The organism is Bacterioplanes sanyensis, assembly GCF_002237535.1.
Taxonomy (GTDB): Bacteria; Pseudomonadota; Gammaproteobacteria; order Pseudomonadales; family Oceanobacteraceae; genus Bacterioplanes; species Bacterioplanes sanyensis_A.
This window is the reverse complement of the sequence record NZ_CP022530.1, coordinates 804,837-817,128: the sequence shown is the minus strand read 5'-3', so window position 1 is coordinate 817,128 and position 12,292 is coordinate 804,837. Positions and strand designations below refer to the sequence as shown.

Annotated in this window: 9 protein-coding genes; 4 read left to right on the top strand and 5 right to left on the bottom strand. The window is 50.8% G+C overall.

The annotated features are described in order from the left end of the window. The first annotated feature begins 51 nt into the window (after positions 1–51). Genes hemC through CHH28_RS03780 form a run of 4 tightly spaced genes read left to right on the top strand, consistent with a single transcriptional unit; the run spans position 52 to position 4,330 of the window. On the top strand, positions 52–993 hold the full coding sequence (gene hemC / locus CHH28_RS03795; protein WP_094061975.1) for a hydroxymethylbilane synthase: 942 nt from the start codon (positions 52–54) through the stop codon (positions 991–993). Continuing rightward, the gene (locus CHH28_RS03790; RefSeq protein WP_094059057.1) at positions 993–1,727 is read left to right on the top strand and encodes a uroporphyrinogen-III synthase; all 735 of its coding nucleotides are present in this window, start codon (positions 993–995) and stop codon (positions 1,725–1,727) included. Before hemC ends, CHH28_RS03790 begins: the two co-directional genes overlap by 1 nt. Before the next feature lie 39 nt (positions 1,728–1,766). Continuing rightward, positions 1,767–3,146: a uroporphyrinogen-III C-methyltransferase gene (locus CHH28_RS03785; RefSeq protein ID WP_094059056.1), complete on the top strand. Its 1,380-nt coding sequence runs from the start codon at positions 1,767–1,769 to the stop codon at positions 3,144–3,146. Continuing rightward, a complete protein-coding gene (locus tag CHH28_RS03780; protein WP_157729759.1) occupies positions 3,143–4,330 on the top strand; it encodes a heme biosynthesis HemY N-terminal domain-containing protein in 1,188 nt (395 codons plus the stop codon). The genes CHH28_RS03785 and CHH28_RS03780 overlap by 4 nt, the downstream gene beginning before the upstream one ends. A 126-nt stretch (positions 4,331–4,456) precedes the next feature. On the opposite strand, the gene CHH28_RS03775 is transcribed toward CHH28_RS03780, so the two are convergent. The 5 genes from CHH28_RS03775 to CHH28_RS03750 form a co-directional block, all read right to left on the bottom strand. Beyond that, on the bottom strand, positions 4,457–5,503 hold the full coding sequence (locus CHH28_RS03775; RefSeq protein WP_199243998.1) for an HD-GYP domain-containing protein: 1,047 nt from the start codon (positions 5,501–5,503) through the stop codon (positions 4,457–4,459). Between the two features lie 10 nt (positions 5,504–5,513). Continuing rightward, the gene (locus tag CHH28_RS03770) at positions 5,514–9,431 is read right to left on the bottom strand and encodes a response regulator (RefSeq protein WP_157729758.1); all 3,918 of its coding nucleotides are present in this window, start codon (positions 9,429–9,431) and stop codon (positions 5,514–5,516) included. Between the two features lie 261 nt (positions 9,432–9,692). Further along, a complete protein-coding gene (locus tag CHH28_RS03765; RefSeq protein WP_094059053.1) occupies positions 9,693–10,583 on the bottom strand; it encodes a phosphotransferase family protein in 891 nt (296 codons plus the stop codon). A gap of 86 nt (positions 10,584–10,669) precedes the next feature. After that, positions 10,670–11,137 carry a GNAT family N-acetyltransferase gene (locus CHH28_RS03760; RefSeq protein ID WP_094059052.1) on the bottom strand — a complete coding sequence of 156 codons (468 nt, stop codon included), beginning with the start codon at positions 11,135–11,137 and terminating at the stop codon, positions 10,670–10,672. Positions 11,138–11,870: 733 nt separating this feature from the next. Beyond that, positions 11,871–12,209, bottom strand: a complete 339-nt coding sequence (locus CHH28_RS03750; protein ID WP_094059050.1) for a hypothetical protein — start codon at positions 12,207–12,209, stop codon at positions 11,871–11,873. Positions 12,210–12,292 lie beyond the last annotated feature (83 nt).

Sequence of the window (12,292 nt, the reverse complement as noted above, 5' to 3'; positions counted from 1 at the left end):
CCATCAGCTGGCAGCGCTGTCGCTGCTGGCACCGCACGTTTAAGGATTGTTATGACCGCCGTTACCCATCTGCGAATTGCTACCCGCAAAAGTCCGCTGGCCATGTGGCAGGCTGAACACATTCAGGCACGCCTGCAAGCGCTGCACCCTGGTCTGACCATTGAGCTGGTGACCTTCACGACGCAAGGCGACAAAATCCTCGATACGCCGCTGGCCAAAATCGGTGGCAAGGGGCTGTTCGTCAAAGAGCTGGAAAACGCCATGCTGGCAGGCGATGCCGACATCGCCGTGCACTCGATGAAAGACGTGCCGATGGAATTTCCGCCGGGCCTGGAGTTGGGCGTCATTTGCGAACGTGAAAGCCCGCTGGATGCGTTTGTCTCCAATCGCTACACCAGCCTGGACGATCTGCCAGAAGGCGCGGTGTTGGGCACCTCCAGTTTACGCCGCCAATGTCAGGCACAGCAGCTGCGCCCTGACTTGGAGGTCAAAACCCTGCGCGGCAACGTGCAAACTCGTCTCGGCAAACTCGATGCCGGTGAATACGACGCCATCATTCTGGCGGCCTCTGGTCTGATTCGCCTGGAGATGCAAGATCGCATTGCCAGCTATATGCCAGCAGAACAGTCGTTACCCGCCGGTGGCCAGGGCGCCTTGGGCATTGAATGGCGTGCCAATGACACCGCCATTCAGCAGCTGTTACAACCATTGCAACACCAGCCAACGGCTGGCTGTGTGCTGGCTGAGCGAGCGCTCAACCGGCGCTTGCAAGGTGGTTGTCAGGTACCGATTGCGGCCTACGCCACCCTCGATGGCGAGCAATTGCATTTGCGCGGTTTGGTCGGCAGTGTCGATGGCACGCGCATGTTGCGCACTGAGCAAACTGGCCCCGTCAGTGATTGCGAGGCGATTGGCATTCGAGCAGCCGAGCACCTGTTAGAGCAAGGCGCGGGCGATATCTTGAAAGACGTATACGGTCATCAGGTCGACTGATGCAGGTGGTGGTGACCCGGCCTGCGGGTCAGCAGCAAGCACTGATGGAGGCGTTGTCACAACTGGGGGTGACGCCATTGCATCGCCCGCTGATGCGTATTGAAGCGCTGGCGTCCAACGCCACACTCAGGCAGAGTATGATCGACTTGGATCACTACCAAGCCGTGATTGCTATCAGTCGCAATGCGGCGGAGCATGGCCTGCGCTGGATGGATGAGTTCTGGCCTCAGCCGCCGGTGGGCATCGACTGGTACGCCGTCGGCCCAACCACCGCCGAGGTGCTGCAGCAGGCCGGCCTGCGTGTGCGCATGCCGATGCAGCAGTTCGACAGTGAAGGTTTGCTGGCACTGGCCAGTTTGTCGGCCAAACGCGTCACCGGTACTAAGGTATTGATTTGGCGCGGCGTCGGTGGCCGCGAAACCCTGGCCTCTGTGCTGCGACAACGCGGGGCGCAGGTCGACTACGCCGAGTTGTATCAACGCCTCGCGGTAACCGATCAAGACTGGCCACAGGTATTAGCGTCGCGGCCGTTGTTGCTGTTGAGCAGCAGTCAGGCACTGGATATTGTGTCTGCACAGGTCCCAGACCTAGCACAGCGCATCGCCGCTTTGGTGGTACCCAGTGAACGTGCGGCAACGCAAGCCAGAGCGCAGGGCATCACCACGATTCAAGCCGCCAGTGCGCGCGATGAGGACATGCTGGCCAGTGTTGGCCAATGGTTGCATAACGATTAACACACTGCCAATGACGGCAGCCAGACAAGGAAACCGACTGTGAGCGAACGCACCCCTTCTTCTGACCAGGAGCCGTCCAAGCAACAGGACGAGGCCAAGCCACAGGCTAACAGCACAGACCCGGCCGCGCCGAGCAGCGACTCCGCAGACAGTGCTGCCACTGGCAGTGACAGCGCAGCGCTAGAAACGCCGCTGGCCAGCGCCGATGCTGCCGTTACTGGGGCCGCTGCTAGCAGCACCGATAGCGCAGGCGGTGCTAAAGAGAACAACGCTAAAGAAAACGACGCTACAGACAACGACGCTAAAGCAAACAGCGCCAAAGAAAATGGCGCCAAAGAATCCCCGCAAGGCAAAAATAAGCCATTGCAGACTAACGCTGCCGCAATCAAGCGCGGCCCGCACCCACTATCGTGGATCAATCTGGTACTGATGCTCGGCTTGTTTGCTGTGGCCGGATACGCGGCTTGGCTGGGTTGGCAGCAACAGCAGCAAACGGCGGCCGAACTGGCGGTGGTGAAAGACCGTCTGCAACAAACACAGCAGCAATCCGGTGAAATTCGCCAGCAAGAACAGCAATTGCAGCAGCAAACTGGACAGCTGCTAGCCGATATCGCCGCAGTGCGTCAGCAGATCGAACACAACAGTGACCGCTTGGCTAAGTTGCCGGGCGCTGAGCGCCAGGACTGGCTGCTGGCGGAAGCCGAGTACTTGTTGCGTCTGGCCAATCAACGGTTACAACTGGAACGTGACTGGAGTGGTGCGCTGAGCATGTTACAGGCGGCCGACAATGTGCTGGTCGAAACCCGCAACCCTGCCATGAACCCAGTTCGGGCTTCGATCGCCAGTGAAATTCAGGCGCTGCGTGCGGTGCCTGCACTGGACAGCGTGGGGGCCGTGTATCGACTGCAAAGCCTGCAACAGTCGCTGCAAGATTTGCCGTGGCTACCAGAAAAGCTCAAGCGCCCAGATATCCAGCTGCAAATCGGTACCACCACAGAGTCACAGCCGTGGTACTGGCAGCTGTGGGACAGCGTGTATGACGCCTTTACTAGCATGGTGCGTATTCGCCAGCGCGATGTGGCCATGGAAGCACCGCTCACGCCCGATCAGTTTTACTACCTGCAGCAAAACATGCACCTGATGTTGGAGCAGGCGCAGGTGGCGTTGTTGCGTCAGGAAACCTCCTTGTATCAACACAGCTTGCAGCGTGTGGAGAAGTGGCTCGACCAATACCTGATGGCTGAAGACGAGCGCAGCGCCGCCGTGCGCACCACTCTGACAGAGTTGCAACAATGGCAAGTGGCGCCAGCGGCACCGGATATCTCGGCTTCGTTGCAACAGCTACGACAGCTGGTGGAACAGCAACGTCGTGGCACTGTGGTGCCAGCGCAGCCAGCCGCACAGGAGCCTGCGCTATGAAAACCTGGTTTGCGTTTTTACTGCTGACCCTAGGCGTTGGTCTGGTCGCTGGCAGTTGGGTCAGCTTGGATTCTGGTTATGTGTTGATCAGCTGGCACACCTACACCATGGAAACCACAGTGTGGGCGTTTTGCTTGTTGCTGTTGCTGTTGATGGCGTTGCTGTATGTGCTGGTGCGTCTGAGCCTGGTGATGTTGGGCAATGATTTCCGCTTCAATGAATGGCGCCGGCAACGTAAGCTGCAGCGCGCACGGCGCATGACGACACGCGGTCTACTGAACTTGGCCCAGGGCCAATGGCGCACCGCCGAGCGGCAACTGGCCGGCTCCGCCGAACATGCCGACACGCCGTTAATTAACTATTTGGCCGCTGCACGGGCAGCGTACGAGCAAGGGAAACACGATCACACCGATGAGCTGTTAAACGCCGCCAGCCAAAGTACCAAAGGTTCCGAGTTGGCGGTGGGCATTTCCCATGTGCAGCTGCTGCAATCCCGTGGCCAGCTAGAGCAAGCGCTGGCGGTGCTGTTAAAACTGCGCAGCCAGCACCCTAAACATGCTTATGTGCTGAAACTGTTGGTGAAAACTTACCAAGAGTTGGAAGATTGGGTCGCGCTGAACGATTTGTTACCGGTATTGCGCAAAGCCACCAAGATTCCTGCCGAAGAATTAAAAGCGCTGGAAGAGAAGGTGCAACTGCAGTTGTTGCAGCGTGCTGCCAAAGGCCATCATGACGATGTATCGGCCGAGTTAAAGCAGGTGTACCGCGACATGCCTCGTCACTGTCGTTACAGCTATAAAATATTGTTGCTGTATGTCGAGCTGCTGGCGGAGCAGGGCAACGATATTCTGGCTGAAGCGGAATTACGCGGTGCCCTTAAAAATGTTTGGCACGATGATTTGATTCATTGGTTTGGACGATTAAAAGGCGAAGATACGAAAAAGCAGCGCCTGTTTGCCGAACAGTGCCTGAAGGAGCGCCCGAATGATCCGGTATTGTTGTTAGCACTGGCACGTTTGACGATACGCCAGCAAGACTTGGATAAAGCGCGTGAATACCTGCAAACAGCGCTGCGTATTAAGGGCCTGCCAGAATTGCATGCGGAAATGGCGCAAGTCATGCTGCAAGAAGGTGATCAAGCCGGTGCTTGTAAACACTTCCAGTTGGCGCTGCGCACTGCGTAGCGCTCGCTGGATTAACAACCCTGTTTGCGCCGTTTGTGGTGACTCACTGTCCATGCGATTCATACTTAAGCGACTCATTTCAGGCTAATAAAAAAATAGCTGGCAGCCGTATTCAGGTTAACCAATTCAACCGTTCACGGGCTGTTTGAGTTCGCTGTCTTCCTCCAACCATTGTTGGCGAATATCTAAAATACTGTCCATGTTATCCACAAACGGATCGATCAAGCCCGGATCAAAATGCTGCCCGGATTGAGAGCGTAAAAATTCAATAGCTCGGTCGATTTCCCAGGCAGACTTATAGGGACGCGCTGTGGTCAATGCATCGAACACATCGGCAATGGCAACAATACGAGCTTCCAGTGGTATTTCCGTGCCTTTCAAGCCTCTTGGATAACCGCTACCGTCCCACTTTTCATGATGGGTGTAGGCAATCATGGCTGCCATATTGAGTATTGGAGAGTGATGGGCACCAATAATTTCGTAGCCGATACGCGGGTGCTGGTGCATCAGTGCCCATTCCTCTGCATCTAACTTTCCCGGTTTACGCAAAATATGATCAGGAATGCCGATCTTACCAATGTCGTGCATCGGCGCTGCCTGACATATCATGCTGCAGATTTTTTCTGGCAGGCCAATCGCTTTCGCCAATGTTTCTGAATATTTCGCCATACGAATAACGTGGCGGCCAGTTTCGTTATCACGATACTCCGCTGCATGACCAAGGCAATGTATCACCGCTAAACAGATTTCATTAAGTTCTTCGGCACTGACTAACGACAAATGATTTTTGACCCGTGCGCGCACAATGTCAGGATGGAAGGGCTTGGTAATATAATCGACAGCATTGTGCTCAAATCCTAATGTTTGCTCCTCCACACTACTAATGGCGGAAATAAAGATGATCGGAATGGCCGCAGTCTCAGCCTTTGATTTAAGTATTTCGGCCACCTCATAGCCGTCCTTTCCTGGCATCATAATGTCCAGCAATATCAAATCTGGAGTTAATCTTGTTGCTAGCTCAATGGCATTGTCTCCATCTCTGGAGAAAACGATGCGGTAGTCGTCTTGCAGAGCGCTGGCCAATAGATGCAAGTTCTCTTTTTCGTCATCCACAGCGAGAATGCAAGGTTCATTTCGGATCTTGACGGACAGTTGCTGGATTAGGTTATTCATCCTGATTCTCCTATCCTTTGGCGGTCTGAGGTTGATGTAACAGGCGCTCGAGTTCTTCCAACGCTAGGCCGTAATCGAGGTCCATGATTAAGTCAGCGATCTGTTGCAGTTCTGCCTGCTGTTGAGGGTTGGTGGTGGCGTCGAGCAATGCTTGTACCGCATGACTGGCAGCCATGTCCTGATCGATCAAACTGGTGCGCAAGCACTCCTGTAGAGTACTGATATCTTTGCTGGCGCTTGTGTTGTAGTGGACTTGTGCATCGTCTCCATGACTCAGGTGAGGGCGGACTTGCAGCAGCTGACGCTGCAAATCTCCAACCGCTTTCTGTAGCGACGTCATCAAACTATCCAACTCGCTGCTATCGATGCACCCAGATGTCAGAAGATCATTTAGCCCGCTAGCAGTTTCAAACAATGGATGAATCAGCAGATTGCCAGAGGTGCCTTTTAAGCTGTGTGCCCTTTCTTGCGCGCCTTCAACATTGTTCTCAGAAATCAGCTCCGGAATATCGCGCACCGCCCGGTCGGCCTGCTCCAAAACACCCTCCAATAAATGCAATAGTAATCGGCCGTTGCCATTGAGGCGGCTAAGTGCGTGGCGGACATTGGCGGGCATGGCGTCGTCTACCTGAGTTTCACTTGGGTTTTCATCCACTGGGTTAGTGGGCTCTACCAGCGGCGCAGCAACCAGCGTCTCGGCGGGGGAATCTGGCGCAACGTATTGCAATAAGCAGTGCAACATTTGTGTGGGGTCGATGGGTTTGGTCAGAAAATCATCCATACCCGATTCGATGCACATATCGCGGTGTTTTTTCATTGCATTGGCGGTCATGGCAACAATAGGGGTCGAGCGCCATTGCCGTTTTTTACGAATTTCCCGCGTTGCTTCCAAGCCATCCATGACGGGCATATGTACGTCCATCAAGATTAAATCCAGCTCTTCAGGCGTATGCTGATTGATGTAGTCGAGTGCTAACCCGCCATTGCTCGCGATGGCAACCGTAGCGCCCATGCTTTCTAGTATGGCTTTGGCGACTTCTTGATTGGGCTCATGATCTTCCACCAATAACAGCCTTACACCGATAAGAGGCTTGGTTGCATGTTGCCCTATCTGTTGTGTGGTATGGCCCAGAAAACTGCTTATTACATTAAACAGTTCCGAAGCTGTGACGGGCTTGGTTAGCAGGCTATCAATGACTTCGTAAGCATCTTGTTCCTTCAATAGCTCTATGCCATAGGCTGTGGTCATTACTATTACCGGATCAACGGTTCCTGTCATCGATTTAATGTTTTCAGCAACTGACAGACCGTCCATATCGGGTAACCACCAGTCCAGCAATATGAAGTCATAACAGCTACCTTCATGTAACCGGGTTTTACATAGCTCCAGTGCCTCCTGCCCTGATTGCGCCGTTGTGCAACGGCAGCCAAACTCTTCCAGGGTGAGAGTCGTCATCTCCAAGGACTTTTGATGATCATCAACAACCAGGATGCTCAACTTCTCGAAGTGGATGCGCTCCTGATTGTAGATCACTTCACGATCACTTTGCTCCAGTGGCAACGTCACTGAAATAGAAGAGCCGACGCCCAGAGCGCTTTGTATATCCAATGTACCCTGCATCAGCTGAGTCAGCTGTTTGACGATGGTTAAACCCAAACCGGTACCGCCAAATCGTCTGGTGGTGGAATTATCGGCCTGTTCAAAGGGCTTGAATATTTTATCGATGGTGGATTGGCTCATGCCGACACCGGTGTCACGAACGGTGAACTTGATGAGTGGAGATTTTTCCTCGTTCTGCTGTGCATCAATCAACAATGAAATCATGCCACTGTCGGTAAATTTAATGGAGTTGTTGATTAAGTTAGTCAGTATTTGACTCAAACGCAGAGGATCACCTTTCAAACTGGTCGGTATCGCAGGATTCAATTTAACCACTAGCTCAATGTCTTTGTCTTTGATAAGGCTATTGGAGAAGTTCATGATGTCGTCGAGAACTTTCTCCAGATTGAAATCAATACGCTCAATGGCAAGTTTTCCAGCCTCAATTTTTGAGTAATCCAGTATGTCGTTGATCACTCCTAGCAATGATTTAGCGGCACTGTCGATTTTCTTAAGCTGCTCAGAAGTGTCGGTAGGGAGCTCCTCTTGCTGAAGAATATACAGCAAGCCAATAATGACATTCATCGGCGTGCGTATTTCATGACTCATGTTGGCGAGAAACTCGCTTTTGGCATTGGTCGCAGCTTCGGCTGAGTTCTTTGCTTCGATCAGTTCTTGAGTTCGTTTTTTAACGGTTTCCTCTAGCAATTGGCTTTGGCATCGTAGCTCTTCTTCAAGCCGTTTACGTGCCGAAATATCAGAGACCGTGGCCAGGACTGAGCGCTCACAATGACCTTCTAGAATGGCTAGGCCGACCTCAACCGGAAAGGTACTGCCGTCTTTACGTTTTCCAAAAATGCCATCTAAATCCTTCATCGATCGAAGAAATGGCTTTTCAACGTACTCTTTTCTGAATTTTTCATGGGAGCCGCGTCTATCCTCGGGCAGCAGAATATCCACGGGAGCACCAACCAGTTCATTGCGAGCGTAGCCGAACATCAATGTGATAGCGTCATTGACTCGGGTAATATTGCCCTCTTCATCGGTGGTAATCAGGCCATCAGGGATGCTATCAATCACTTTATTCGCGTATGCTTCGCTCGATTTTAGCTGTAGCTCTCGTTCTTTGACTCGTTGCTGCAGTAGAGTAAGCGAATGGCTGACGTTATGAATTTCTTCGTCGCTACTGACGGGTACGGAGGCATTATAGTTACCTCTCGATATTTCCAACGCAGCGTCAGACAATCTACGCAGTGGTATGAGCTGGCGTGCAAGCAACCAGGCCAACGGAAACAATACGATTAATATCAGCGCTGAGGTGGAATACACGACCGTTGATATTAATGGATAAATTTGTTCCTGCACCTTATTCTGCGGTAGGTAGTAGTAAAAGTGGATGCTGCGTTCGGTGTCCAATGGGTCGAATTTGATATCTCGTGCGAGTATGTAGCCTTCTGGATTTTCCATGTATAAAAGGCTGGTATGTGTCTCTGAATTAAACTGTCTTAGATGAGGGAATGTGTCCTCGACTCGAAACGGCCTGTTGAGTTCAGAGCCGTAAAGATAATTTTTATCTGGGTGGTGTAGCCAATCTCCTTTTTCGTTGGTTATATACAACTGACCATCAAGGTAGTGGAGCTTTTGCATTGAAAATGATTCAATGCTTTTTATGAAATGATTAAGATTCAGGTTGATTATCACCACGCCAAAGTGTTCACCGTTGGCGCCTAATACTGGTGTTGCAACACGTATAACTGGTGTATGCGGCCTTTGTATCTCACCATTTTCTTTGTTTAGATTAATCTCAGAAAGATACACTTCCCCTGGTCGGTATGACTTTGATTCGATGAAGTAGACTCGATCCCCTTTGGATTGTAATTGATCACCGGTAATCGTCGATATTCTTCCTGATTGATTATCTACTCTGACGATTTCACGACCATTTCTTGGCGATCCAATGAACCGCATTTGTAGATATTCAGGGCGGTTTTCGATGATGGCGATAAAAATTGTTTGCAGACGTTTCTGCCAAGTAGCCAGAGAATCTCCACTGATTGGGTCGATACCACCGTTGTCCAATGCGCTAATGATGCTGTTGATCGGTGGCGTTCGCGACATAGAGACCACGTCTTTACTGGCATCGTCAATCAGTTTCAAAAGCTGACTGCTCTGGATTTGTGATAGGTAGTCGAGGTTCTTCTCTTGTTGCAAAAGAAAGGCTTTCGTTTCACGTTTTCCGGTGACATACAGAATCACCGCTGTCACCATCAGCGCCAGCACCAGCACAATGAGTATGATTCTTACGCGAAGGTTTTTAATGCCATTCACTGCTAAGCCCCTGTTTTTTAGAAGCACCCTAAGATCGGTAAGTATGATTTTCGGTTGCTAAGGCAGTGTAGGAGCTTGCGTATGAGCTGTGTCGCCCGTGCTCAGAAAAAAGTCACACGATGGTATTGGAATGCAAGGTCTGTCAGGTTCAATTTGGCGGGCCATTGTGAGCCGTTGCACTGATGAGAGCGGAAAGGATTCAACTCTTATAGTGCTAACAGGCTCTAGCAGAAATGTTGGATGTGATATTGGGAAGCGGCTTTAGCCATCTGCCTGCAAGGCGGAGGATGGATGTAGGCCGTCGAGCAAGAAGCGCACACAGCGTTGATAGAAATCGCCACTGGCTATTTGGCGGCTACTGCACCAAGCCAGTCCGGCGAGGCCGTGATAGATCTGATATTGGTTGACCATGGCGCGTAACTGTTCACTGCTGTGCAGCCAATCCACTGCGCCATAGCCTTGCAGCAGATTGTCTAGCTGTGTGTCGGATAAGTCCGACGGTGATGCCAGAAACTTAAAGAAGTCCATGCTAGGGTGGCCGCCACGCATGGCCTCAAAATCGATAATGGCGCTATAGCGGTTTTGCTCGAATAAGATATTTCCGGCACGTAGATCGAAGTGCACCGCGCTGGCGTGGTGGCTATCTGGCAGTTGTTGCAAAGCAGTGATGAACTGATCTACTGCCTGCTGTGCGAGTTCTCGCTGTGGGCCATCTATGGTCGCGATGTAGCGCTCAACATTGGCTTTTAGCAGTCTGTGCCAGCTGTCATAACCGTCAAAGTCGTCAGCAGCCACGTCGTGGAGCTGGCGCATATCTTGGCCAATGCGTTGCAGTTGATCACACGAGGCATCAGAAAAGTTAGATAACGGCATGCCCGGCAACGAGGCCATTAGGATGTAACCTTGATCCTCCTGCTCAGCAAAGCCATATGCATCGGGCACAAAAGATAAATGCGCGAGTTTTTCCAGCCAGTGAAATTCTCGCTGTGCTTTATCCAAAGTAAAAGGGCGCTTTAATACATAGTGTTTATCACCCGAGCGAAATCGAATGACCTCGGAGGCAAACGACTCGCCAATGGGGAGCAGTTCATCGACGGTGAGCTGAAAAAGGTGATAGACGAGATCGATAAGTTGGCGCTGAAAATCCTGCATGCTGTTGTCCTTTCTTACTGGCTGGCTATATTAACATACAAGCAATGCTGTTGCTCTGTTGGATGGCATTAATAACGTTTACTCATCTAAACAGCCAGCTTCTTGAAATGAACAACTTCAATGCCCTCAGGTATAAGGCTCTGGCTAACGATAGAAAACCCCTGCTGTAGATACAGGTTAACGGCAGGCTTATTGGCACAGGCGGTCGACACGGTCGCGTTTCGCCAATGCAGGTTGGTCAATACATAATCCAATAACTGAGTGGCAACTCCTCGGCGAAATGCCCTAGGTGACACCACTAGGCTACAAATATCCAGATTCTCTTCTTCCGACATGACTTCAATGGCACCGATAAAACCTTGTGAATCTGCTAGCCCATAAAACTGGGTATTGGAACTGGCAATGTTCTTGCTGGAGCGGTGCAAGGGAGGGAAATATTCCGCTTCGATTAGTTCAGATTCGATGCTATAGGATTGCTGGAATAGCTGATAAATTTCTTGTGCAATATTGGGATCATGGTTCTGAAGTAATTTTATCAAGGATAGCTCAAGCATAAATTAATCACGAGTTAGAAGAACTCGGCCAATGCAAACCTGCGGCAGTGGTAGACAGCACGATAACATAGCAAAGCTTTGGTGGTCGTTGTTACAGAGAACAATGTTTATTTAAAATTTCTATCCGATCCTTTCTTTCTGCTGGGGGCATGGAGTGATAGCTATTGCCGTTGGTTATGTTGCATTGGTACTTATATTGCCTGCAGCCGCCTAGCACCGAAAAACGGGTAAGTAAACAAGTCCTAGCCTAGGATATGATGGGTTCGGTAATGCGTGAGCGGTGGCGTTTACTCGTTATCGCATGGATAGGCGCAGAGCACGATGTTGATACCGAGTTCTGCTGTTCTTTGCATTAAGTCCGCATCGAGTAGCAACTTCATATTGAGGCTGCCGGTACTGAACCATCCAATAAAGTAATCGATGCTTCCTCCTGATTGCACAAAGTCGTAAAAGAAGCTCTTGTACGCTGATAGCTCCATATTCATTGTTAGCAAAAAGTCTTCCAACAGTATTTTCTCAGCGTGAAGGCGCTTGTCACTTAGTTTCTTCTGCCAAAGCGTGTCTGGATTAACGCTAGAAATCTCTTTGCCACGCGCTGAGATGCGTTTCTCACCTATGTTTGCTTCATGGTCGGGAGCTAAAGAGAGCGCTTGGGTAATAGCTGAGGCGTGAATGCTGGGATGTGTTAGCTTCAGTGAAACACGACACTGATAATTGGGCGTTTTTTCAGTGACTAGGTAAGCAGTTGGTGAGTAATGATGGTGATGGCTTCTTGGTAGACGTCTTCACACCAATAGCCGAGTTCCACGTGCATATGCTCGTTCCATAGACATATATGCTCTGATTCCGGATCAAGCTGTATTGCAAACGGATTGCTCGAATCTTCATATATAGCAAATACATCTTCAGGTTGGTGATTAATTGATCGATAAAATTTCAGTTTCTTAAACACCGTGGGAGCTTTCAACTGTATCTGATCAAATAAGTGGCAGCCATAGCCTGTGTAGCGTGATTGTATCTCGCTCAAACTTTCTAAATGAAAATCCCAGTTTTCTCCAAGTAGTGTTGCCATGATACACCTCTGTGCTAAATATATTCATGAAAACCCGAGTGAGAATAAACGATTTGCCGTTCCTTTTCAGCTATCTGACGGCG